Origin of the sequence: Clostridium sp. AF36-4 (genome assembly GCF_003435975.1) — a bacterium.
GTDB lineage: Bacteria > Bacillota > Clostridia > Lachnospirales > Lachnospiraceae > Eubacterium_F.
The window spans coordinates 40,088-64,152 of record NZ_QTVH01000001.1 but is presented as its reverse complement, the minus strand read 5'-3'; the positions used below and the strand labels follow the sequence as shown (position 1 = coordinate 64,152).

Here is a 24,065-nt window from a genome sequence, read left to right as displayed (position 1 = left end):
CCCCTTTTAGGAAATGAATTGCAGTTTCTTTTTTTATTTCACGATTTCTCCCATATAATAAAAGCCTTTGCTTTCTACTAATTTTACCGGTAAGATTTCTCCAATCAAGGAAACATCGCCCGGAAAATGAACGACCGCATTATTGGATAAGCGTCCGGTTAAAAGTTCTTCGTTCTGTGTATTTATCTCTTCTACCAGAACCGGAACCGTCTCTCCCTCGATACTCTTTGTAATCTCTGTGGAAATCCCCTGCACTTCATGCAGCAATCTGTCAAACCGTTCTTTCACTACTTCTTCCGGCACTTGATTTTCCATTGCAGCTGCCGGCGTACCGGTGCGCTTTGAATAAATAAAGGTGTAGGCACTGTCATAGCGAACTTTTCTTACTACATCTAATGTGTCTTCAAAATCTTCTTCTGTCTCTCCCGGAAATCCAACAATAATATCCGTCGTAAGCGATAGTTTTGGATTCTTTTCCCGAATCCTCTCCACCAAAGAAAGATAGGATTCTTTCGTGTACTTACGGTTCATTTTCTTTAAGATTTCCGTACTTCCCGACTGCAATGGCAAATGCAGATGGGTACATACTTTATCACATTCCGCCATCGCCTCAATCAGCTCATCCGACAAATCCTTCGGATGCGATGTCATAAACCGGATTCTCTTAAGTCCTTCAATTTCATTTACTTGACGCAATAGATTAGCAAACGTGACCGGATTTTCCAAAGTCTTTCCATAAGAATTTACATTTTGTCCAAGTAACATTACCTCTACCACGCCGTCGGCTACAAGACCTTTGATTTCGGAAATAATATCCTCCGGCTCTCTGCTTCTCTCCCGCCCGCGCACATATGGTACGATGCAGTAACTGCAAAAGTTATTACAGCCATACATAATATTGACACCGGTCTTAAATGGATATTTACGTTTTCCCGGCAAATCTTCCACAATCTCTTTGGCCTCCTTCCACACATCCATCACCGGACGTGCTGACTGCACCTGTGTATACAATAACTCTGCCAGTTTATAAATGTTATGTGTACCAAACACTAAATCAACAAACGAATAACTCTTGCGAATCCGCTCTACCTCATCCGCTTCCTGCATCATACATCCGCAGAGAGCAATCCTCATTGACGGATTTTTCTTTTTATGGTTTTTGAGATAACCAAGCCGTCCATAGATTTTTAAGTTGGCATTTTCACGAACAGTACACGTATTGTATAAAACAAAATCCGCAACCGGTTCCTCTACTTCTTTGTATCCAATATATTCAAGAATTGCTGTCATCTTCTCCGAGTCCTTTGCATTCATCTGACAGCCTAGCGTCTGAATTGACATGGTAAGAGGATGTCCGATTCGCTCTTTCTCTTCCTCTGCCCACTGCCTGCACTTTTTCATAAAATAATACTGTCTCTCCGGTTCTGACTGTGGAGCCTCTCCTTCGATGGAAAGTGCCTCCAGACGTTCATAATCAAACATATTGTTCCTCCATTAGTTCTGTTTTTTACCAAACGTAACAGAAAATGTCTTTTCCTGATAGGATGAACCGGAAGCAATTTTTACAGTGACTTTACCCTGTGTTCCTGCCTCACACTTTGAAAGTTTTTCCTGCAACTGGGAAAGTGTTTTCACGGTCGTTCCATTTAATTTGGTAATAATATATCCTTTCTGCAATCCTGCTTTCTCTGCCGGTGAACCAGCTGAAACTTCTGAAATGTAAATTCCCTGCGGAATTCCATATGCCTGCTCGTATTCGCTTGTCACATCACGGCCGGTAATACCCAGATAAGCCTGATTGTTTGCTGCCACTTCTTTTTGATTCATTAACTCTTCTAAGATTGGCTCTGCAGTTGCCATCGGAATCGCAAATCCCATTCCCTCTACTTCCTCAGAAGCAAATTTTGAGGAATTGATAGCAATCACTTCGCCTTTGCTATTTACTAATGCACCGCCGCTGTTTCCCGGATTAATTGCTGCGTCTGTCTGAATCAATTTTACACTTGCGCTGTCTTCGGCGTCAATCTCACGGTCCTTTGCACTAATATAACCGACCGTAACACTCGTTCCATAGCCAAGGGCATTGCCAATTGCAATTGCCTGTTCGCCGACTTTCGTCTTTTTACTGTCGCCAATCGTAGCAATTTTTATATTCTTCTTTGTCGAATCCGACAATTTACTCATATCCACTTCTACAACAGCTAAATCCGTTGATGAATCCGTTCCTTTTACAGTAGCACTCACTTTGCTCCCATCGTTAAAAATAATGGTAACTGAAGTGGCTCCTTCGACAACATGATTGTTTGTCGCAATGTACATTTTGTTATCTTTTTGAGCAATGATAATACCGGATGCACTTCCGGTTCCTTCACTCGTCTGTGCGCCAAACGGCGTATTGGTTGTAGTCTGTGCCGTAACATCAATTGCCACAATCGACGGAAGCACCTGCTCCGAAATCGATGAAACATCGGATGTCGATGTACTCTGGTTTGTCGTCACCGTAGTCGTTGCCAGTTTCGCAGAGGCACTATCTTTCACCGTCTCATTCTGGCTAACTAACACATTCTTTCCAATCATTTCCGCTCCCTGAAAAGCGGTTCCAGCGGCTGTTCCAAATAACACAGCAGCTGCTAATATTTTAGCAAATTTTTTCATATTCGCACACATCCTTTCGTCTTTGTTGCTCTTATCATAATATGAAAATGTGTGCGGTTTTTGTTCGCTTTTTGTATGAATTGTGTGTTCTTTTTGACGAAAGTGTGTCTTTTATGCCTCAAAGTTGCCAAGCACACGCATAAAGGCAGATTCCTCTTTCACACCGCGAAGTGCATTCTGCACAGCCGCATCGTCTAAGTTTCCCTCCACATCAACAAAGAAGCGGTATTCCCAGTTTCGTCCCGGAATCGGACGCGACTCAATTTGTGTCATGTTCAAATCGTTATAAAGAAAATGGGACAAAATTCGGTACAGTGTACCACTCTGATGCGGTAGTTCAATGCACAGTGCGAGTTTATTGCTCTCTTTTGTGTAAACTTCTTTTGGTCCGATAATAATAAATCTCGTACAGTTGTTCTTCTCCTGCTGAATGGAATCGGCAACAATTTCAAGTCCATATTCTTTGGCTGCACGCCGGCTTGCAATCGCCGCCTGCGTCTTATCTTTATCCTGCGCCACCTTCTTGGCTGCTGCTGCCGTTGAACCATATTCCACACCTTCAAAGAGAGGATGTTCCTTCATAAATTTACGGCTCTGCAACAATCCCTGCGGATGGGAAAATACCGTCCGAATATCTTCTAACTTTGTACCGGGAAGTGCTAAAAGGCACTGGTCAATTTTCATCACGTATTCGCCGACAATGGCGTTTTTATAATTCAACAATAAATCATAATTCGTGCTGATACCGCCCGTCGAAGAATTTTCAATTGGCAGGACACCGTAATCTGCCTGCCCGTTTTCAACAGCTTCCATTACGCCCTGAAAACTCTGACAGCTGATCCCCTGTACTGCCTCACCAAACACGTCTTCCATCGCCTGCTGTGTATGGGTGCCCGGCACGCCAAAATAATATACTTTTGCCTGTTCTTTATCAAACGCTTTTTCTGTTTTTTCAAAATCCGTGATATCATCCGTATGCGACAGAACACCATACTGGTATTTGCGGCTGATGGACATAATCTGACTGAACAGCTCACGAACCGCACGCTCATTGAATTTACCATGACATATTTTCGAAAGACTGTCTAACTTCTGTTCCTCGCGTTCTTTGTCAAATACCGCTTTTCCGGTCTCCATCTTATATTTGGCGACCTCATTGGCAACTTTCATGCGTTCTTCAAACAGTTTGACAATCTGGCTGTCAATCTCATCAATCTGCTTTCTTGAAACTTGTAAATCAATCATTTATGTTCCTCCAAATCCTCTAACAGCATACTGACACTCTTACCAAGCACCGGATGTTTTACATACGGAGCAATCTCAGAAAGCGGCTCTAAAACAAACTGTCTTTTATGCATTTCCGAATGTGGTATCGTAAGCGTCTCTGTGTGCATGACACAGTCTCCATACAAAAGAATATCCAAATCAATCGTTCTTGGTCCCCAGTGAATCTTTCTCTCACGTTTTCCCTTCTTCTCAATTTCATGACAGACAGAAAGTAATGCATCCGGCGTCAAAAGTGTCTCAAACCCAATTGCCGCATTTAAAAATTTATCCTGAGCCGTATAACCATATGGCTCCGTTTCAATGATTTCTGAAACCTTTATCTCACGGATTGTCTCTACTTTTTTTAATTCTTCAATCGCCGCCTCTAAATAAGCTTTTCGATCTCCCATATTGGATCCAATCGACAAATATGCCGTTTCCCATCCGCGCGTAATGTTTACACTCACCGTATCCAGAGGAAGTAAAATCGGTGCCCATGGTTTCTTAATCTCTACTTCCACTTTTTTTACAAGGGGAAACTTTAGCAAAATCTTTTTTGCCAGCTGCTCCGCTGCTGCCTCAATCAGACGGTACGTTTCCTTTTCCATCTGCTCTTTAACAAGATAAGAAACTTCTGCATAATTTACCGAATCCGCCAAATTATCACTTTCCCCTGCTGCCCTCGTATCCGTATAAAGAGCAAGAGAAACCAAAAACTTCTGTCCAAGTACATTTTCCTCTTTCATGACACCATGGTGTCCATAGATTTCTAAATCGCGGATTTTAATTACATCCATGACTAGTTCTCCCTTCTGATGGCATCTGTCATGCGAAGAGCACGTACATTTTTCTGCACATCATGCACACGGAAGAACTCACAGCCTTTCATCGCTCCGATTACACTTGTGGCAATCGTTCCCTCTTCGCGCTCATCAACCGGCAAATCCAATGTAAGTCCAATCACACTTTTTCTCGATGTACCAAGCAATACCGGATATCCCATCGCTCTAATTTCTTCCAAGCGGTTGATAATGGTCAAATTCTGCTCTCTTGTCTTTGCGAAACCAACCCCTGGGTCAAGCATGATTTTCTCTTTCTTTACTCCATACTTCTCAGCAAGAGAAAGAGAGATTTCCAAATCTTTTTTTACGTCATCCATAAAGTCGTTATATTCCATCGTCTCACGGTTGTGCATTAAGCAGACACAGACATCATACTCAGCTGCCAGTTTGGCACAGCGCTCATCATAACGAAATCCCCAGATATCATTTAACAAATCTGCCCCGGCAGAAAGTGCCGCCTTTGCAACTGCACTTTTATAGGTGTCAATTGAAACCGGCACATCAAACCTTTTTTTCAATGCTTCAATAACCGGCACAACACGGCGGATTTCTTCTTCATCGCCAATCTGAACATGACCGGGTCTTGTCGATTCACCGCCGACATCTAAGATATCCGCTCCTTCTTCTACCATTTTGTCCGCCTGCTTAAGTGCACGCTCTATATCGTTATATTTTCCACCATCTGAAAAAGAGTCCGGTGTCACATTTAAAATGCCCATCACATATGATTTCTCCCCCAAAGGGAACTCACGGTTTCCTATTTTCATCTTCTTTCATCCTCTCTCTATCCGGCAATCATCTGCATAAACATCTGTGCCAGGTTTTTATCTTTTTCAAATTCTCCTTTTAACGCATACGTCATTGTCTGTGTACCGGGCTTTTGCACCCCGCGCATCGTCATACACATATGCTCTGCCTCAATCATAACCATAACGCCTTTTGGCTGCAGCGACTGCATAACGGCATCTGCAATCTGCTCCGTCAGCTGTTCCTGTATTTGGGCACGTCTGGCAAATACTTCTACCGTTCTTGCTAACTTACTAAGTCCGACTACTTTACCATCCGGTATATACCCAATATGGACTTTGCCATAAAAAGGAAGAAAATGATGTTCACACACCGAATAAAATGTAATATCTTTTTCCACTACCATGTTTCCGGTATCCGCATGAAATGTACGTGACAAATGTTTTTCTGCATCCTGTTCATAGCCGCCAAATAACTGCTCACACATGTTTGCAATCCGCTTTGGTGTCTCTGCTAACCCCTCTCTCGTACAATCTTCGCCAATGCCTTCCAAAAATAACTGTACTGCCTTTTCTATTTTCTTATGATCCATAACCGGCACCTCTCAATCTCCTTGCCATTCACTCCATAACCTTTCCCATTGTACCACACGAAACCGTCTTTTAACAAGGGCAGCAGCCAATATTTTTACTTGTTCTCATGAAAAACAATATCTGCCATTTCACCGTCCACTGCCTTCACCAAATCATCCGGTGAAAGAAGAATCTGGGAACCAAGTCTTCCCCCACTGACAATTACTGTATCCCATTCTTTCGCAGATTCATGAATAACGGTACGATATTTCTTTTTCATGCCAATGGATGTACAGCCGCCCCTGATATAACCGGTAACTGCCTGAATGTCTTTAACGTGAACCATCGCAAGCGATTTTTCCCCGACAACATGTGCCGCCTTTTTTAAATCGACCTCTTTGTCTACCGGCAGAACAAAGACATAATATTCTTTGCTTTTTCCCTGCATAACAAGCGTCTTAAACGACTGTGCATACGGCTGTCCTAATCGGTCCGCAATGTGCATGCCATCCACAAACTCATCGCACTCATATGTCTTTACCTCAAACGGTATTTTAAGTTTTTCCAAAATACGCATCGCATTCGTTTTTACTTCTTTTTCTTTTTTTGCCATAATTTCCATCTCTTTTCTAATTTACTGCTAGTTCTTCCAGCGAAGCTCTCCTAATAGGGATAATGAGCCAAACATCACAATAGCATCCCCGCTCTCACACTTTATAATTGCCTTTTTTAAGCCCTTTTCCACAGAGTCTGCGGATTCTGCCGGCACATCCTTTTCTCTCTCCCATACCGCCTTTAAATCGGCTGCAGGCAGACCCCTTGTCCCCGGTGCAGGCACCGCCACGATATCGGTTAAGAGCGGACTCATAATCGAAACAATTTTTTCATATTCCTTATCACGAAAGACACCCATCACGCCATGTATCTTTCTGCCCTTTAATAACTCTTTTAATGAATCAGCTAATGCTCTTGCTCCGCTTTCGTTGTGAGCACCATCCACATAAATCAACGGGTCTGTACATACCCGCTCCAGCCGTCCGCGCCAGTACGCCTCTTTTACACCTACCATAATCCGCTCCGGCTCGAGTGGAAATTCTTCTTTGAGACTCCTGCAGACGCCAATTGCCAAACTGGCATTTTTCATCTGATAAATACCGGTCATTCCGGTGCGGTAATTTTCTCCACAGTAGGAAAAGACACATCCATTTTCATCCATCGAAAGAAGGCTCATATCCTCTTCTGACACTTCCGTTAATTCTGCCTGCTTTTTCCGGCACACAGAAGTAATCACAGCCCTTGCTGCAGGTTCTGTCTGAAAACTGATGACCTTTCCTTTTGCTTTGATGATACCGGCTTTCTCTCCGGCAATTTCTGCAATCGTATCACCTAACCACGCCATATGGTCAAGACCAACCGGCGTAATAACCGAGGCAAGCACATGAGAAACCACATTTGTGGCATCCTCACGCCCCCCCATACCGGCCTCTAAAATAACCACCCGGCACTGCCATCTGCAAAACGCCAAAAAGGAGACTGCCGTCTCCAATTCAAATGTGGTCGGATGCTGCCACCCATCTTTCACCATCGCCTCTGCTGCCTCAGCCACTTCGCCAATCAGCTCCGTAAGCAAATCCTTATCAATGTAATGGACACCATCCATATCTTCATACTGAATACATTCCTCATAACAAAATACCGTTGGCGATACATAACGTCCGGTCAGATAGCCGTTTACTCCAAAAATACTGCTTAAATACGCCGCCGTAGAACCTTTTCCATTGGTTCCTGCAATGTGGATAATCTTCAAGTCATCCTGCGGATTCCCCAAACGCCTGCATAATTCCCGCATGCAGGAAAGTCCCGGACGTATACCGGCTTTTGACGCCTCTTTGATATACTGTCTCGCCTCATCATAAGTCATCTTCATCGTATTCTCATCCTTTGTCTTATTTAAATCTCATCTGGCCTTTCTGCTTGTCAATAGCACCGTCTGCCACCGCATTATAAACACCTTTTTCACCGGATGCTTTTCCTGCCATGCGGCTCTGGCAGAGATTACAGTATTTGCCACTTCGGATTGGCACACCACAGGATAAGCAGAAAGCAACCTTATTCGTTGGATCCTCCACGACTTCCACTCGCCCGTCCCGCAGAAATTCCTGTATTTTATGCCGGCTCACACCGGTCTCTCTCGAAATCGTAATTGCATTGCTCGGACCATATGTGTTAATAAAACGCTTCACCTTTCCAAAATCTGTGAGGTACTCTTCCCCACAGGACTCGCAGACATAACAGCCACCGCCCTTATACATCATATGTCCGGAACATTTATCGCAAACGGTGACTGTTTCTTTCGCAAAAACATTTTTTCTCTCTTTCATACCAATCATCCTCTCCTAACGCTATATTTCCCTTTTGTATTTGATTACTAATACTATATCACAACTAACCCTTTTCGGCAAAGAAAAACTGCGAATTGAAAACGTTCTCTTTTTCCAACTCGCAGTTTATAAAAATATCTATGCTTCTATTTTACGGTTCCTGTGGCTCTTCCTCTTTCGAGAACATCCAAGTATCCACTAAAATACCCTTTACACTAAACTTAAAGAAAACTTTATGCTTTCCTATTACGGTTTTAGTAAGTTTGGTCTTAAAATACTGATAATCCTTATTCGCATTTACTGTGATTTCACCAACTTTTTTGTTACTTGCAATTTTGTCAATATAAACAGAGATTGTTCCCTCTGCTGCATCATTTGTTGCACTGGCAATGCTCATCATTACTGATTTTGCACCATCACTGCCAAAATCAACACCTTCTAATCCAACATAATCACCTTTGTCAATGGAAGAAAGAACACGATTATTTCTTCCATCATTTTTCTCAGGTCCAGCAATCGTTGATGTTCCATCTGACCATGCAAAAGTCTCTGCTTCCACTACATCATATGGGTTAAAACTTCCAACCTGAGACACTCCCTCATTTGTCATAGAAGAAGTCAAATCACCATTTTCATCCATGGTTACCAAATCCACACCAGTGGTACGATACCCCTGTGTAATTCCCAAATCGGCTGCCAGCTTCTGTGAATGATAGAACATATAAATTTTATCTCCTACTTGAAGCATGCAGTGGTGATTATTATTTTTATCATTACTTGGCAAACCGGTAAAATAAGATGTTGGGTTTTTCAAAACAACCTTTGCCTCGGACCATGGTCCCATCGGTGAATCCGAAACCATGTAAGCAATATTCGCTATACCAAGTTCATTTGTCGTCGGCCGTTTCTTGGCACCATCCCAGTTTGTACAATAGCTATAATAATATTTACCGTTAAATTTATTAATTCCGGAATCCTCAAATGGTGCCGGTGCATCGATAACAACCGGATCCTCTTTAAGACTTATCATGTCATCTCCAAGTTTTACGACACGAATACATTTTGGATGTTCACGGTCAGTTGCTTCACCAATTCCACCAAAATACAAATATCCCTGTCCATCATCATCGACAAATACAGCCGGGTCAAATAACCATGGCACTTCACTTCCGCCGCAGTTTGGAGTATTTCTACTGATTAACTGCTTGCCAATTGGGTCACGCCATGGACCAGTCGGGCTATCTCCCTCCAACACACCAATTCCGCTTCCGTTGTCAGCAAAGTAAATAAAGAATTTGTCTTTGCCGTCAATGTTTTTATAGCATACCGCAGGTGCCCAGCTATTCTTTGACCAAGTTGCCGGACCTTTTTTGCCGGCGACCTGAATAATTCCTTCATCACGCCAGTTTACCATATCAGCAGAAGAATAACAGTTTAACGTATTGATATTGGAATAATTGTTATTTGGAATCTTGCCATCTTCACCAATTCTCATGGACTGGCTGTCATTTGTACCATATACATAAACGCGTCCATTATATTCAATTGCATACGGATCCGCCATAAATCGCTGCGCCGCAATCGGGTTATTATTTCCTACTTCTTTTATCGCTTCAGTCAAGCCGTCTGTGTTTACATTTTCCAAGTTTTCTGCTCCTAATTTAAATGAAATAGATTTAATATTAAAAGTAACTTCGTCTTTATCTTTTGTTCCAAGGAATAACCAATCTGCTTTTCCGGACGGATTTTGCTCCGTTAAATCAATGGTAATCTTATCGCTGAATGCATTTGGATATACCCAGCTGTCCAGATTGTTATGGTCAATAAAGTATTCTCCCTCTTTATTACCAAAACTCAGACGGAATCCTTTGGATGCACTTCCTTCAATTTCCACACTCTTAACCTTATTAAGATTTAATGGACTCTCAAAAGCTATTGCATAATATTTCCATCCTGCCTCTACTGTTACACTGCCATCACTGTTTAGTGTATAAGTAGCTCTTGTATCTGCATCCGTTGGTTTCACTTGGTCACCTTCCATTTTAAAAATATTCGGGTCCGGCGTTGGCGTTGGTACACTTGTTGGTGTAGCCGTCGGTTTTAAAGGTGTAGCCGTTGGCGCAGCATTTGTCGCCTGCGGTGTCGACGGTGCTGCCGTATTTGGTTTTGTCTGTGGCTTTGAAGGCGCAACTGCTTTCACTGCCTTAACCGTCACTTTCACCTTTCCAATTACTTTTGTCTTTTTCTTCTTTTTCTCTTTTACCGTAATTACCGCATTACCCTTTTTCTTTGCTGTTACAACACCGGATTTACTAACCGAAGCAACTGCTTTTTTACTACTCTTAAACGTGTACTTTGCTTTCTTTACTTTTCCGGAAATTGCAATTTTCTTTTTCTTTCCTACCTTTAATGATATTTTCTTTGTTTTGAGTTTTGCCTTTTTTGCTGCCTTTGCCACATTGCTGTCAGGAAGTGATATTCCGGTACAAATAAGTGCAAATGCTGTTGCAAGCGAAAGAACTCTTTTTGTTTTTTTCTGAAACATATAAAAATACCTCCTTCTTTTTTATCTACTTAAATTGTAGCAAAAAGAAGGAGATATTCCCATGATATGTCATGCACTATTTTTGATATTTCCGGCACTTTTTATTTAATCACACGAACGCGGATAACACCGTCAAGTGCCTCTAATTCCTTTACTACTTCATCGGTTGAATCAGAGCAGATATCAAGGATTGTATACGCAAAGTTTCCACGGCTCTTATTTACCATGTTTTCGATATTGACACCATCTTTGGAGAACAATGTCGTAAACTGGCTCAACATATTCGGTACGTTCTTATGCGCAATCGTGATACGTCCAGCTGTCTGGCATACACCGGCATCGCAGTTTGGATAGTTCACAGAATTTTTGATGTTACCATTTTCCATGAAGTCACGAATCTCACTGACTGCCATTTTCGCACAGTTGTCCTCAGACTCCTGTGTGGAAGCACCAAGATGAGGTGTTACGGTTGTATTTGGCAGCTTTACTGTTGTCGGATTTGGGAAATCAACAACGTATTTTGCTACTTTTCCGGACTCCAGTGCCACCTTGATGTCGTCTTCGTTCACCAGTGTATCACGGGAGAAGTTAAGAAGAACAACACCGTCTTTCATCTTGTCAAATGCCTCTTTGTTAAACATTCCTTTGGTGGAATCCAAAAGCGGAACATGTACGGTAAGGTAATCACACATCTCATACAATTCCTCATTTGTTTTTACCATCGTTACATCACGGGACATGTTAAGGGCATGCTCAACAGACAAATAAGGGTCACATCCGTAAACATCCATACCGAGACGATTTGCCGCATTGGCAACTAATACACCAATTGCACCAAGACCGATAATACCCAGTTTCTTTCCTTTAATTTCTGTTCCGGCGAATGCTTTCTTTGCTTTTTCTCCGGATTTTGCAATATTCTCATCGTCTTTGTTATCCTGACACCATTTGATACCACCTGTGATATCACGGGCAGCCAACAAAAGAGAAGCAATGACTAACTCTTTTACACCATTTGCATTTGCACCCGGTGTATTAAAGACAACAATACCTTTCTCTGCGCATGCATCAAGCGGAATGTTATTTACACCGGCACCTGCACGGGCTACAGCCAACAGAGATTCCGGCAAATCCATGTCGTGCATACCGGCACTGCGAACCAAAATGGCTTCTGCTTCATTTGTATTTTCCGTAATCTCGTAGTTATCTCCCAACATATCCAGACCGCAGGCTGCAATCGGATTTAAGCAGTTTACTTTGATACTCATTATGCATTCTCCTCCTCAAACTTCTTCATAAACTCAACCAATTTCTCAACACCCTCTTTTGGCATTGCATTGTAAATGCTGGCACGCATACCACCAACGGTACGGTGTCCTTTCAAGTTTTCAAATCCAGCTGCTTTTGCTTCTGCAACAAATTTTGCATCCAAATCTTTATCTCCTGTTACAAATGGTACATTCATCAAAGAACGGTCTTCTTTGCGTACGGTTCCTTTGAACAGTTTGGAAGAATCTAAGAAATCATACAAAACTTTTGCTTTTTCGATGTTTCTCTTCTGCATCTCTTTCAAGCCGCCCATTTTCTTAATCCATTTAAATACTTTGCCGCAAATGTAAATACCGTAAGCAGGCGGTGTATTGTAAAGAGACTGTGCATCGGCATGAATCTTGTACTGAAGCATCGTAGGAACTTTCTCATCCACTTCATCCGGAATCAAATCCTCACGGATAATTACAATAACAACACCGGCAGGTCCGATGTTCTTCTGAACACCACCGTAGATAACGCCGTATTTGCTGACATCTACAGGTTCTGACAAAAAGCAGGAAGACACATCTGCTACCAATGTCTTTCCTTTGGTATTTGGCAGTGTTTTATATTTTGTACCATAAATGGTATTGTTCTCACAAATATAAACATAATCTGCATCCTCATCAATCGGAAGGTCGGAACAATCCGGAATATAGGAAAATGTCTCATCCTCAGAAGAAGCAATTTTAACTGCTTTTCCATATTTGCAAGCCTCATTATAAGCTTTCTTTGCCCACTGGCCGGTTACGATGTAATCAGCCACGCCGTTTTTCATAAGATTCATAGGAATCATGGCAAACTGCTGGGAAGCGCCGCCCTGAAGGAACAATACTTTGTAATTGTCCGGAATTTCCATCAAATCTCTCAAATCCTGCTCAGCATCTTTGATAATTTTATCATATGCTGCGGAACGATGGCTCATCTCCATAACGGACATTCCTGTTCCCTGATAATCAAGCATCTCATCTGCTGCCTCTTTTAATACCTCTTCCGGCAATACGGCCGGTCCTGCTGAAAAGTTATACACTCTAGCCACTGTTATATCCTCCTTACATAACTGTTAATTAATTCTGAATGCGATTCTCCTGGTCTTTCTCATCAAAAGAATCTTCAATCGCTGCTCCCGGAGCAACCATTGGCCATACCTTGTCATCCTGGTTGATTACGACTTCAATCACAACCGGTACCTCTGCTGACAATGCAGTCTTAATCGCATCGTCAATCTCCTCTTTTTTCGTTACACGGATTGCTTTTGCGCCCATTGCTTCTGATACTTTGCAATAGTCTACTTTATCTTCCAAAATGGTCTGAGAATATCTCTTACCATAAAACAAGGTCTGCCACTGTCTTACCATGCCAAGTGCATGGTTATTAAATACTATTTCAATAATCGGAATATTATATCTTGTTGCTGTCGCAATCTCATTCATGTTCATGCGGAAACATCCGTCTCCTGCGATGTTAATAACCGGTGTGTCAGGCACTCCGACTTTCGCACCGATACAGGCACCAAGACCATATCCCATCGTACCCATTCCACCGGACGTAATAAAATGTCTCGGAGAGCGGTATTTATAATACTGTGCCGCCCACATCTGGTGCTGGCCGACATCAGTCGTAATAATCGCTTCGTTATCGGTAAGTTCACTGATTCGCTCAATCACATAAGGTCCTGTAAGAGCATCCGTGTGATAAGAAAGCGGCAAAGCTTCTTTTCTCGCCATAACCTTATCAACCCAAGCCTTATGATAGTGCTGCTCCAATTTGCGGTTTAAGATTTCCAAAACTGCCTTTAAATCACCGATAATGGAATAATCCACCGGAATATTTTTATTAATTTCAGCCGGATCAATATCAATATGAACAATTTCTGCACGGTTTGCAAATTTCTTTGCATTTCCCGTAACACGGTCTGAAAATCTGGCACCTAATACAATCAATAAGTCACATTCGGTTACACTTAAGTTTGCTGTCTTTGTACCATGCATACCAAGCATTCCTGTATAATATGGGTCTGTGCCGTCAAATGCACCTTTTCCCATCAAAGTATCCGTTACCGGAGCGTCTACCTTATAGACAAATTCTTTTAATTCTTTCTCTGCGCCGGAAATTACGGCACCACCACCGACAAAAATCATTGGTCTCTGCGATTTTTTAATTGCATTGACTACGCTTTCGATATCTTTTTCATCAATCGTGTCAACCTGTCTCTGAATCAATTCCGGTGTCTGCGGTGTAAAATCGGTCACTGCAGCCGTTACATCCTTTGTTACATCCACCAAAACAGGACCCGGACGACCGGTCTGTGCAATCTTAAAGGCACGGCGCATAACCGCAGCCAAATCCTTTACATCTTTTACAATAAAACTATGTTTCGTAATCGGCATTGTGACACCGGCAATATCAACCTCCTGGAAGGAATCTTTTCCAAGCATCGGAAGTGTAACATTACAGGTAATCGCAACCATCGGTACAGAATCCATATATGCCGTTGCAATACCGGTAACTAAGTTCGTTGCTCCCGGTCCGCTCGTTGCCATACACACGCCAACTTTTCCTGTTGCTCTGGCATAACCGTCTGCCGCATGGGAAGCTCCCTGCTCATGAGAGGTAAGCACGTGACGGATTCTATCCTGATAACGATATAATTCATCGTACACGTTTAAAATAGAACCTCCCGGATAACCAAAGATGGTATCTACACCCTGCTCAAGCAGACATTCAATCATAATCTGTGACCCATTTATTTGCATACCTTGCACCTCTTTCTTTTCGTCTGTTTCCCTATTCTCACACGCATCGTATTATTTCAAAATCGCTCCTGTGCTGCCACTTGTTACCATATTGGCATAACGGCGTAAGTAGCCGCTTGTCACTTTCGGCTCCCTTGGCTGCCAGTTTTTGCGTCTCTTTTCCATCTCTTCATCCGAAATATCTACCATCAAAGTATTTTCCGGAATGTTAATCTTAATGATGTCTCCTTCTTCTACAAGAGCAATCGGACCACCAACCGCTGCTTCCGGTGAAACATGTCCAATCGAAGCACCACGGGAAGCTCCCGAGAAACGTCCATCCGTAATCAAAGCAACGGAAGAGCCAAGTCCCATACCGGCAATTGCAGAAGTTGGATTGAGCATCTCTCTCATACCTGGACCACCCTTTGGTCCCTCATAGCGGATAACAACAACATCTCCTGCAACAATTTTACCGCCCTTGATAGCAGCAATTGCATCTTCCTCGCAGTCAAAGACACGCGCCGGACCTTCATGAACCATCATTTCCGGTACTACGGCAGAACGTTTTACAACGCCGGAATCCGGTGCCAAGTTACCCTTCAAAACGGCGATGCCACCAGTTTCACTGTATGGATTATCAATTGGACGAATCACTTCCGGATTGCGGTTTACTACATGTTCAATGTTCTCACCTACCGTCTTTCCGGTCACAGTCATAAGGTCTGTATAAAGAAGTCCCTTCTTATTCAGCTCATTCATTACCGCATAAACACCGCCTGCCTCATTCAACTGTTCCATATAGGTGTGACCTGCCGGTGCCAGATGACAAAGGTTAGGTGTCTTTGCACTGATTTCATTGGCAATATCAAGATTCAGTTTTACGCCTGCTTCATGAGCAATTGCCGGCAGATGAAGCATCGTATTGGTCGAACATCCAAGCGCCATATCAACTGTCATCGCATTTAAAAATGCTTTCTCACACATAATGTCACGTGGACGGATATTTTTCTTATACATTTCCATAACCTGCATACCGGCATGTTTTGCCAGTTTGATTCGGTCGGAATATACAGCCGGAATTGTACCATTGCCCTGAAGTCCCATACCAATTGCCTCGGTCAGACAGTTCATGGAGTTTGCTGTATACATACCGGAGCAGGAACCACAGGTCGGGCAGGCATGGCTGACATAATCATCCACCTGCTCTTCGGTCATTTTGCCTGCCGCATGAGCACCAACTGCCTCAAACATACTTGAAAGAGAAGTTCTCTGTCCCTGCACATGGCCGGCTAACATTGGACCACCGCTGACAAATACGGTTGGAATATTCACACGTGCCGCAGCCATCAAAAGACCCGGTACGTTTTTATCACAGTTTGGCACCATTACCATCGCATCAAAAGCATGTGCAAGTGCCATACACTCGGTTGAATCCGCAATCAAGTCACGGGTTACCAAAGAATATTTCATTCCCACATGTCCCATCGCAATACCATCACAAACGGCAATTGCCGGGAATACAATTGGTGTACCACCTGCCATAGCGACACCAAGTTTTGCTGCCTCTACAATTTTGTCCAGATTCATATGACCCGGAACAATTTCATTATAAGAGCTGACAATAGCTACAAGCGGCTTTTCCAGCTCTTCTTTTGTCAAACCAAGCGCATTAAACAAAGAACGCTGTGGTGCTGTCTGCATTCCTTTTTTTACTGAATCACTTTTCATCTTGTCGTCCTCCTATTCAATCTCTGCGGCAATGGCATCGCCCATTTCTTTTGTACCAAGCAGAGTCTTACCTTCATCCATAATATCAATCGTACGCATTCCTTTTTTGAGTACAGTCTTGACGGCATTTTCAACCGCATCTGCTTCTTTGGAAAGTCCAAAGGAATAACGCAGTAACATAGCTGCCGATAAAATCGTCGCAATCGGATTTGCCTTATTTTGTCCTGCGATATCCGGCGCAGAGCCGTGGCTTGGCTCGTACATGCCAAAGGTTCCCTCACCTAAACTTGCCGAAGAAAGCATTCCTAAAGAACCGGTTACCATACTTGCCTCATCCGACAAAATATCGCCAAACATATTCTCTGTCAAAATGACATCAAACTGTTTTGGATCTCTTACAATCTGCATTGCACAGTTGTCAACTAGCATATTTGTCAATGTCACTTCCGGATAACCTTTACTGACTTCCTCGACAACTTTGCTCCAAAGTCTGGAAGAATCCAATACGTTTGCTTTATCAACACTGCAGACTTTTTTATTTCTCTTCATCGCAATCTCAAACGCCTGAATGGCAATTCTGCGAATCTCATTTTCATCATATTTTAAAGTGTCCACTGCGGTGCGCACGCCATCAATTTCTTTGGTATAGCGTTCACCGAAGTAAAGACCACCCGTCAACTCACGGGCAAAGATAAAATCAAAACCACCTTCTACAATTTCTTCCTTCAACGGACAAGCGCCGCTCAATTCTTCAAACAGAATTGCCGGACGAAGATTACAGAATAAGCCAAGTCCCTTACGAATTTTCAAAAGACCTGCTTCCGGTCTTTTTTCCGGTGGCAATTCATACCAGCTGTCCACTCCGACTCGTCCACCGACCGCACCAAGCAAAATCGAATCACTTTTTCTTGCACGCTCTAAGGTTTCATCTGTCAAAGGCTCGCCGTATGCGTCAATGGAACAGCCGCCCATCAACAATTCTTCGTATTCAAATGTGTGCCCATATGTATCTGCCACTTTATTCAATACCTTTTTAGCTTCTGCCACAATTTCAGGTCCGATTCCGTCTCCGGGAATCACTGCAATATGGTAGTTCATTCTCTCTCTCATCTCCATTTCGTTTCATAAAAGGGTAAACTTCCCCTCATAATCTCCTAGTATAAAGCAAGATGGGGCTTTATGTCAAGTAAACACGATATGGAAATGTTTTAATTGTTGCTTTATTAGAAAAATCAGACCGGATTTCAACGTCCCTCAGGTTGAAACCCGGTCTGATTTTTCTAACAACGAACTTCAATAACATTACCACTATCTTATCCACAGTTAAAAACTCTAATAACAAGTATTAAAAATTGATTCCAAGCAAATCAATCAAAATTCCTCCAACAACCCCCGCCACATATAAATAACACAAAATACCGACGTTTTGTTTTACGTGTTTGCGGTTCATGCGGCACAAAACAAGTGCGCCGACACCGGCATTGGTAAATAATCCTGCCATCATCGGGCCGGCGCCAATGACTTTCTGTAAATAGAGCTGAGTAATGACTACGGACGACGCACAGTTTGGAACCATGCCAATTGCCCCCGCCAAAATCTCGCCGAGAACCGGACGGTCCATAAGAAATCCGGCTAAAGCATCTTCACCCACACCATCAATAACAGCTTCCAGAACAAGTGTTACCAAAAACAAAAAAATGGTAATGTGAATTGTGTGACGCAGCGCCGAGAAAAAAATCCCCTCATCATCACATTTACAGTGTTCACTCTCACACATTGTATGGATGTTCCGGTATCTCATTTTTCTGCCCCAGATACTGTGATACAAAAAGTCCAAAAGGAAGCCAAAAAGGATTCCCATTACCATTTTAACCGCCAAAATCTTAATGATTGTCCATGCAGGTACTGCCTCAGAAATAAAAATCGGAAGCATTTCGTCAGAAGTAGACAAAAAGACAGCCACCAAAGCGCCCGCCGTAATCAAACCACCGGAATACAGATTTGATGCTGCTGCCGAAAAGCCACACTGTGGCACAATACCTAAAATTCCACCAAATACCGGTCCTGCTTTTCCGGCGCGCAAAATCGCCGCCTGTGTATGACTTCCGGTGCGGTGTTCAAGCCACTCCATTAAAATATAGGTAAGAAAAAGAAACGGGATAAGTTTTAATGTATCCACTCCTGCTTCCATGAAAATATCAAGAAACTCATTCATCGTATTAATTCCTTTCTTTTCGTAAAACTAATTCATTTTTAGTTCACGACCTGATTTTTCCCCTTTTCCTTCCCCTGATTCAAACGCGAATCTGCAAGTGCAATCCGCTCTTTCATTGTCTGTTTTTCATCGCAGTATACAAATCCAAACGTTGCCGTAACTGACACACGCTGACGCTGGTAAGTAAGTACATAGTCCGCAATTTCTTTGCGAATTTTTTCCGTTAATCGGTACCCGCTTTTTTTATCCATCTTCAGAAGCAGTAACACTTCATCACCGCCCCAGCGGCACACTTCACCACGGTTTCTCACTGCCTGGCGGATTAGATAAGAAAGATTAATCAAAAGCTCATCTCCGCAGGAATGACCGTACGTACGGTTTGTCTGTTTGAAATTATCCAAATCCATCTGCACCACACAATAATCTTTTTCATAACACTCGTATTCCTCAAATATTTCATCCATATTCTGGCGATTTCTCATATTTGTGAGTGCATCGTAATGAACCATAAAATCAAGTTCATCATTCCGCTCCTCCAACACATTTGTCGCACTGCGTATTGCAACAACAAAGTACGCAGAATAAGCCATTAGAAAAATGGTACAGATAGCTACATTAATTGCAAAAATAACAAGCATCTCATGGTTTGACATACCCGGTAATTTATTAATTTCTCCGGCTGACGATGCCGAGAGAACAATCACAAGCAAATCAAAAATACCAAGCACACTTGACGTGACCACACCGATTCGGCTCTTCATATGAATACACGCAATGTAGTAAATAACCGGAATAAGCATAAAGCTGTATAAAGAAAAGCCATATCCCCAGCCTAAGCACAGGTTACACAAAAGTACATGTACAAGCACTTCGGCAAATGGTACCAGCATCCATCTCTCCATATGCTTCACACGAGAAACCAAATAAAGCAACAATAAATAGATCACAACACTTGCAATATTAAACACGTATAAAATTGTTACACCAATACAATAAAAGAAAATACACAATGCCGTATGCATACACAAACTCAGTGCTAACATTATAGCAAAAAAATGAACACTTCGTTTTTGTTCTATTTCCCCATTTAACATAGTAAAACCTCCCTTTTCCTTGATTTCCTAAGAAATCAGTAAACTACCAACACAATACCTCATTTCCTTCCTCTGTCACAAGCACCATAATTTCCCACTGTGCCGATGGCATATGATCTTTTGTATAAACTTCCCAGCCATTTTGTGAATCGGTTATAATATCTTCTTTTCCCATATTTACCATAGGCTCAATCGTAAATATCATACCAGGCACTAACAGCATCTCTTCGCCTCGTTTGGAATGATAACCAACCCATGGCTCCTCATGGAACTCAAGTCCGACACCGTGGCCGCCAATTTCACGGACCACCGTGTAGCCGTTTGCCGCTGCATGATCATGCACCGCCTGACCCATATCACCAAGGAATCCCCATGGCTTGACCTGTTCTAATCCTTTCTTCACACACTCTCTTGTTACCTGTACAAGACGTTTTTTCTCCGGTGACACCTCACCGATGCAAAACATACGGGAAGAATCTGAAAAATATCCATTTAAGATTGTCGAACAATCGACATTCACAATATCGCCCGATTTTAATATGACATCTTCTGACGGAAAACCATGACATACCTGGTCATTTACCGAAGTACAGACACTATACGGAAATCCTTCATAATTTAAAGGTGCCGGGATTCCGCCTCTTTTAGTTGTCATATCATACACAATTTGATCAATTTCTTTGGTATTCATCCCCTCATAAATATGCTCTTCCAGATAATCCAAAATAGCAATGTTAATTTTACAACTTTCCTTTATTTGTTCAATCTGAGCCGGTGTTTTGATGATGTGGTGAGGCGGCACAATGTGTCCTTTCTCACGATAAGATTCAATCTTTGCATCAAAACCGGCGTGACAGACCTTATATTTGCGTCCGCTGCCACACCAGCATGGCTCATTACGTCCAATTTGTTTTGACATTTTTGTCACACTTTCTATTGATTATAATGCTTTTTTTATGGCAGCAAGTAACTCATCATACTCTTCAAAAGCAGGAAGTTCCGGATGATCCTTCTTAATCTGCTCAGTACTCTTAAATAAGAAACCTGCCTTACTTGCCTGAATCATTCCCAAATCATTATAGCTGTCACCGCTGGCAATCGTTTCATAACCAATCGACTGCAGTGCTTTCACTGTTGTATATTTGGAATTTTCAATTCGCATCTTAAATCCGGTAATCTCACCGTTTTCTGCTACTTCCAGAGAATTGCAGAAAATGGTAGGCCATCCCAGTTTTTCCATAAGCGGAGCCGCAAACTGAGTAAATGTATCACTGATGATAATAACCTGTGTCGTTTTGCGCAGTTCATCCAGAAATTCTTTTGCTCCCGGAATCGGGTCAATCGTAGCAATCGTTTCCTGAATTTCTTTCAGTCCAAGTCCATGCTCTTTCAAAATACCGAGACGCCAATTCATCAGTTTATCATAATCCGGTTCGTCTCTCGTCGTTCTTTTTAACTCCGGGATTCCACTTGCTTTTGCAAAAGCAATCCAAATTTCAGGTACCAGTACGCCCTCTAAGTCCAAACATACAATATTCATTATTCATCCTCCATCTGTATTTATAATTTCACTACTCTACGGATACAAAGTAGTAATAAATCGGCTGTCCGCCATACTGAATCTCGACTTCCATCTCGTCATCAATCCCCTCAATGGCTTTTGCGATTTTTTCTGCATCTTCTTTGGTTCCCTCTTCACCATAATAAATGGTAATGAGTTCCGATTCTTCATCCATCATCTTTTTTAATAAATCAATTGTCGTATCCACTACATCGGTGCCAACTATCTCAATCGTCTTATCGCTCAATCCCATGATATTGCCGGCTTTAATTTCCTTCCCGTCAATTACAGTATCTCTTACCGCATAAGTGACCTGTCCGGATTTCACCTCGGATAGTGCTTCTGTCATCGCCTCTTCATTCTGCTCCGGTGTAAATCCTTCCACAAAGTTAATCATTGCTGCAATTCCCTGCGGAATATTTTTCGTTGGAATTACGTGAACCGCCTTATCCTTTGTCAAATCCTTTGCCTGCTGTGCCGCCAAAATAATATTACCGTTATTTGGCAGAATATAGATGTTTTTCGCAGGAATTTTCTCAATCGCACCAAGAATATCCTCAGTACTCGGATTCATCGTCTGACCGCCTTCAATCACTTCATCCACACCAAGTTCATGGAACAAATCCGTAAGTCCATCTCCGACCGAAACACTGATAAAACCATTTTCTTTAAATTCCACTTTCTTTTCTTCTTGTTTCTGCTGTTTTGCCATCTCGCTGGCATTTTTGATGACACGCTCGTGATGTTCTTCGCGCATATTATCAATCTTCATGCGTGTCAGAGAACCATAGGTAAGCGCCTTCTGAATCGCAAGACCCGGGTCGTTTGTGTGCACATGAATTTTAACAATTTCCTCATCGGCAACACAGACAATCGAATCACCAATGGATTCCAAAAATGCCTTAAATTCCATTTCTTCTTTCCTTCCAAATGGCTTTTCAAGCATAATGATAAACTCGGTGCAGTAGCCAAATTTAATATCCGCCTCAGCAACAACGCCGGCATCTGCTCCCATGCTTGGTTTCTTAACAGGAGTGGCAGCCGGTTCCACATCGATTTTCACTTCCTTGCCAATCAACGCGGTATATGCACCTTCCAACACGGTAACAAGACCCTCTCCACCGGAATCCACAACACCGGCCTCTTTTAACACCGGCAAAAGTTCCGGCGTCTGTTCTAACACATCACGCATATGCATAATTACGCTGTTCATAAACTCTGCAATGTTATCCGTGCGCCCATTTAACTCAATTGCTTTATCTGCACCACCGCGGGCAACTGTAAGAATCGTTCCTTCTTTTGGTTTCATCACTGCTTTATACGCAGATTCTACAGCACGTTCAAAGGCTTTTGTCAAAACATCGACATCCACTTCATCAACCTTTGACACTTCTTTCGTGAATCCACGGAGTAATTGCGACAAAATAACACCTGAGTTTCCTCTTGCACCACGTAAAGAGCCACCGGAAATTGCTTTACCAAGCGATTTCATATCCGGATTTTCTAACGCTGCTACTTCTTTTGCCGCAGACATAATAGTCATCGTCATATTGGTTCCTGTATCACCATCCGGTACAGGGAACACATTCAAATCGTTTATTACTTCCTTCTTTGCATCGATTGCATTTGCCCCGGCAAGAAAACACTTTCTTACAAAAGAGGCATCCATCGTTTTTATAATCACAGTTTTCTCCTCCAATTTAACAGGCAAATTAGTTAATCACGCGTACGCCTTCAACGCATACGGTAATTTTTCCAACTTCCATGCCGGTATACTCTTCTACCTTATACTTCACATTATCAACAAGGTTTTGTGCAACCGCAAGAATACTTACTTCGTATGCCACAATAATATGAAGTTCAATCATCAGCTTGCCATCCGCCACACTAACATTCACGCCATGACGCAAGTTGTCCTTTTTCAACAACTTTACAAAGCCATCGCGTACGTTTACGGATGCCATACCAACAACGCCAAAACACTCTACCGCTGCGGAACCGGCATACTTAGCCAATACATCCTCATCTACAAAGATTTTGCCCATTTCGGTATCCATCTGACCTTTCATAGTAACCTCCAATCTGGTATCCCCTAACGGATAACTGCATAATTATTTTTATTTTACACTATTCTATAAAAAAAAGCAAATCCACATACCGCGAAACTTTTCCCATTTTCTGCATAGAATAGTAACAAAGACATCTATGCGGGTATCTTTTATGAAACGCTTAATCGGATTTATTCTGTTTTGGATTGGCATCGGTATGTGCATCATGCTTTTCATGCGGCACAGTCTGCTTGCCATCCTGATTATTATTGCCTGTCTTGTCCTTGGCTATAATCTCTTCACAAGCTGTGACTAAAAAAAGAACACATTCTCCTACTCTAGTATAAGAATGTGTTCTTTTT

At 42.4% G+C, this 24,065-nt stretch carries 22 protein-coding genes; 1 reads left to right on the top strand and 21 read right to left on the bottom strand.

Annotated features, from left to right (window positions below):
* Nucleotides 1-33: 33 nt before the first annotated feature.
* The 21 genes from miaB to DW005_RS00185 form a co-directional block, all read right to left on the bottom strand.
* Nucleotides 34-1,482 carry a tRNA (N6-isopentenyl adenosine(37)-C2)-methylthiotransferase MiaB gene (gene miaB, locus DW005_RS00285; protein ID WP_117477699.1) on the bottom strand — a complete coding sequence of 483 codons (1,449 nt, stop codon included), beginning with the start codon at nucleotides 1,480-1,482 and terminating at the stop codon, nucleotides 34-36.
* Between the two features lie 12 nt (nucleotides 1,483-1,494).
* On the bottom strand, nucleotides 1,495-2,655 hold the full coding sequence (locus DW005_RS00280) for a trypsin-like peptidase domain-containing protein (protein ID WP_181974889.1): 1,161 nt from the start codon (nucleotides 2,653-2,655) through the stop codon (nucleotides 1,495-1,497).
* Nucleotides 2,656-2,766: 111 nt separating this feature from the next.
* On the bottom strand, nucleotides 2,767-3,900 hold the full coding sequence (gene pheA, locus DW005_RS00275; protein WP_117477697.1) for a prephenate dehydratase: 1,134 nt from the start codon (nucleotides 3,898-3,900) through the stop codon (nucleotides 2,767-2,769).
* Nucleotides 3,897-4,718, bottom strand: coding sequence for a 2-amino-4-hydroxy-6-hydroxymethyldihydropteridine diphosphokinase (gene folK / locus DW005_RS00270; protein ID WP_117477696.1), 822 nt, complete (start codon nucleotides 4,716-4,718; stop codon nucleotides 3,897-3,899). Before folK ends, pheA begins: the two co-directional genes overlap by 4 nt.
* 2 nt (nucleotides 4,719-4,720) lie before the next feature.
* A complete protein-coding gene (gene folP, locus DW005_RS00265; protein WP_117477695.1) occupies nucleotides 4,721-5,530 on the bottom strand; it encodes a dihydropteroate synthase in 810 nt (269 codons plus the stop codon).
* Nucleotides 5,531-5,547: 17 nt separating this feature from the next.
* Nucleotides 5,548-6,102, bottom strand: coding sequence for a GTP cyclohydrolase I FolE (gene folE / locus DW005_RS00260; RefSeq protein WP_022378048.1), 555 nt, complete (start codon nucleotides 6,100-6,102; stop codon nucleotides 5,548-5,550).
* Nucleotides 6,103-6,197: 95 nt separating this feature from the next.
* Entirely contained in the window at nucleotides 6,198-6,695 is a 498-nt protein-coding gene (gene ybaK, locus DW005_RS00255) for a Cys-tRNA(Pro) deacylase (protein ID WP_117477694.1), read from the bottom strand.
* A 27-nt stretch (nucleotides 6,696-6,722) separates the two neighbouring features.
* On the bottom strand, nucleotides 6,723-8,009 hold the full coding sequence (locus DW005_RS00250; protein WP_117477693.1) for a folylpolyglutamate synthase/dihydrofolate synthase family protein: 1,287 nt from the start codon (nucleotides 8,007-8,009) through the stop codon (nucleotides 6,723-6,725).
* 19 nt (nucleotides 8,010-8,028) lie between these two features.
* Nucleotides 8,029-8,463 carry a hypothetical protein gene (locus DW005_RS00245; RefSeq protein ID WP_117477692.1) on the bottom strand — a complete coding sequence of 145 codons (435 nt, stop codon included), beginning with the start codon at nucleotides 8,461-8,463 and terminating at the stop codon, nucleotides 8,029-8,031.
* A 151-nt stretch (nucleotides 8,464-8,614) separates the two neighbouring features.
* Nucleotides 8,615-11,008, bottom strand: a complete 2,394-nt coding sequence (locus DW005_RS00240; RefSeq protein ID WP_117477691.1) for a glycoside hydrolase family 43 protein — start codon at nucleotides 11,006-11,008, stop codon at nucleotides 8,615-8,617.
* Between the two features lie 101 nt (nucleotides 11,009-11,109).
* Complete coding sequence (locus DW005_RS00235; RefSeq protein WP_117477690.1) at nucleotides 11,110-12,276, bottom strand: phosphoglycerate dehydrogenase; 1,167 nt, start codon at nucleotides 12,274-12,276, stop codon at nucleotides 11,110-11,112.
* Nucleotides 12,276-13,358 (bottom strand): 3-phosphoserine/phosphohydroxythreonine transaminase, encoded by a 1,083-nt coding sequence (gene serC, locus DW005_RS00230; protein WP_117477689.1) that lies wholly within the window; start codon nucleotides 13,356-13,358, stop codon nucleotides 12,276-12,278. The genes DW005_RS00235 and serC overlap by 1 nt, the downstream gene beginning before the upstream one ends.
* A gap of 28 nt (nucleotides 13,359-13,386) precedes the next feature.
* Complete coding sequence (ilvB, locus tag DW005_RS00225) at nucleotides 13,387-15,075, bottom strand: biosynthetic-type acetolactate synthase large subunit (protein WP_117477688.1); 1,689 nt, start codon at nucleotides 15,073-15,075, stop codon at nucleotides 13,387-13,389.
* Between the two features lie 51 nt (nucleotides 15,076-15,126).
* On the bottom strand, nucleotides 15,127-16,785 hold the full coding sequence (gene ilvD, locus DW005_RS00220; RefSeq protein ID WP_117477687.1) for a dihydroxy-acid dehydratase: 1,659 nt from the start codon (nucleotides 16,783-16,785) through the stop codon (nucleotides 15,127-15,129).
* A 12-nt stretch (nucleotides 16,786-16,797) separates the two neighbouring features.
* Complete coding sequence (leuB, locus tag DW005_RS00215) at nucleotides 16,798-17,883, bottom strand: 3-isopropylmalate dehydrogenase (protein WP_117477829.1); 1,086 nt, start codon at nucleotides 17,881-17,883, stop codon at nucleotides 16,798-16,800.
* Nucleotides 17,884-18,130: 247 nt separating this feature from the next.
* Entirely contained in the window at nucleotides 18,131-19,000 is an 870-nt protein-coding gene (locus tag DW005_RS00210; protein WP_117477686.1) for a putative manganese transporter, read from the bottom strand.
* Nucleotides 19,001-19,038: 38 nt separating this feature from the next.
* A complete protein-coding gene (locus DW005_RS00205; RefSeq protein WP_117477685.1) occupies nucleotides 19,039-20,094 on the bottom strand; it encodes a GGDEF domain-containing protein in 1,056 nt (351 codons plus the stop codon).
* A gap of 43 nt (nucleotides 20,095-20,137) precedes the next feature.
* Entirely contained in the window at nucleotides 20,138-21,013 is an 876-nt protein-coding gene (locus tag DW005_RS00200; RefSeq protein WP_117477684.1) for a methionyl aminopeptidase, read from the bottom strand.
* Between the two features lie 21 nt (nucleotides 21,014-21,034).
* Complete coding sequence (gene thrH / locus DW005_RS00195) at nucleotides 21,035-21,634, bottom strand: bifunctional phosphoserine phosphatase/homoserine phosphotransferase ThrH (RefSeq protein ID WP_022378061.1); 600 nt, start codon at nucleotides 21,632-21,634, stop codon at nucleotides 21,035-21,037.
* A gap of 31 nt (nucleotides 21,635-21,665) precedes the next feature.
* A complete protein-coding gene (locus tag DW005_RS00190; RefSeq protein ID WP_022378062.1) occupies nucleotides 21,666-23,339 on the bottom strand; it encodes a DAK2 domain-containing protein in 1,674 nt (557 codons plus the stop codon).
* Between the two features lie 28 nt (nucleotides 23,340-23,367).
* Nucleotides 23,368-23,724, bottom strand: coding sequence for an Asp23/Gls24 family envelope stress response protein (locus DW005_RS00185; protein ID WP_022378063.1), 357 nt, complete (start codon nucleotides 23,722-23,724; stop codon nucleotides 23,368-23,370).
* A gap of 151 nt (nucleotides 23,725-23,875) precedes the next feature.
* Here DW005_RS00185 and DW005_RS13700 point away from each other — a divergent pair, with 151 nt between their 5' ends.
* On the top strand, nucleotides 23,876-24,019 hold the full coding sequence (locus DW005_RS13700; protein WP_181974888.1) for a hypothetical protein: 144 nt from the start codon (nucleotides 23,876-23,878) through the stop codon (nucleotides 24,017-24,019).
* Nucleotides 24,020-24,065: the final 46 nt, after the last annotated feature.

Coding starts and splice junctions, on each gene's coding strand:
- miaB (WP_117477699.1), bottom strand. CDS start 1,482: ATGTTTGATTATGAACGTCTGGAGGCACTTTCCATCGAAGGAGAGGCT.
- DW005_RS00280 (WP_181974889.1), bottom strand. CDS start 2,655: ATGAAAAAATTTGCTAAAATATTAGCAGCTGCTGTGTTATTTGGAACA.
- pheA (WP_117477697.1), bottom strand. CDS start 3,900: ATGATTGATTTACAAGTTTCAAGAAAGCAGATTGATGAGATTGACAGC.
- folK (WP_117477696.1), bottom strand. CDS start 4,718: ATGGATGTAATTAAAATCCGCGATTTAGAAATCTATGGACACCATGGT.
- folP (WP_117477695.1), bottom strand. CDS start 5,530: ATGAAAATAGGAAACCGTGAGTTCCCTTTGGGGGAGAAATCATATGTG.
- folE (WP_022378048.1), bottom strand. CDS start 6,102: ATGGATCATAAGAAAATAGAAAAGGCAGTACAGTTATTTTTGGAAGGC.
- ybaK (WP_117477694.1), bottom strand. CDS start 6,695: ATGGCAAAAAAAGAAAAAGAAGTAAAAACGAATGCGATGCGTATTTTG.
- DW005_RS00250 (WP_117477693.1), bottom strand. CDS start 8,009: ATGAAGATGACTTATGATGAGGCGAGACAGTATATCAAAGAGGCGTCA.
- DW005_RS00245 (WP_117477692.1), bottom strand. CDS start 8,463: ATGAAAGAGAGAAAAAATGTTTTTGCGAAAGAAACAGTCACCGTTTGC.
- DW005_RS00240 (WP_117477691.1), bottom strand. CDS start 11,008: ATGTTTCAGAAAAAAACAAAAAGAGTTCTTTCGCTTGCAACAGCATTT.
- DW005_RS00235 (WP_117477690.1), bottom strand. CDS start 12,276: ATGAGTATCAAAGTAAACTGCTTAAATCCGATTGCAGCCTGCGGTCTG.
- ilvB (WP_117477688.1), bottom strand. CDS start 15,075: ATGCAAATAAATGGGTCACAGATTATGATTGAATGTCTGCTTGAGCAG.
- ilvD (WP_117477687.1), bottom strand. CDS start 16,785: ATGAAAAGTGATTCAGTAAAAAAAGGAATGCAGACAGCACCACAGCGT.
- leuB (WP_117477829.1), bottom strand. CDS start 17,883: ATGAACTACCATATTGCAGTGATTCCCGGAGACGGAATCGGACCTGAA.
- DW005_RS00210 (WP_117477686.1), bottom strand. CDS start 19,000: ATGAATGAGTTTCTTGATATTTTCATGGAAGCAGGAGTGGATACATTA.
- DW005_RS00205 (WP_117477685.1), bottom strand. CDS start 20,094: ATGTTAAATGGGGAAATAGAACAAAAACGAAGTGTTCATTTTTTTGCT.
- DW005_RS00200 (WP_117477684.1), bottom strand. CDS start 21,013: ATGTCAAAACAAATTGGACGTAATGAGCCATGCTGGTGTGGCAGCGGA.
- thrH (WP_022378061.1), bottom strand. CDS start 21,634: ATGAATATTGTATGTTTGGACTTAGAGGGCGTACTGGTACCTGAAATT.
- DW005_RS00185 (WP_022378063.1), bottom strand. CDS start 23,724: ATGAAAGGTCAGATGGATACCGAAATGGGCAAAATCTTTGTAGATGAG.
- DW005_RS13700 (WP_181974888.1), top strand. CDS start 23,876: ATGAAACGCTTAATCGGATTTATTCTGTTTTGGATTGGCATCGGTATG.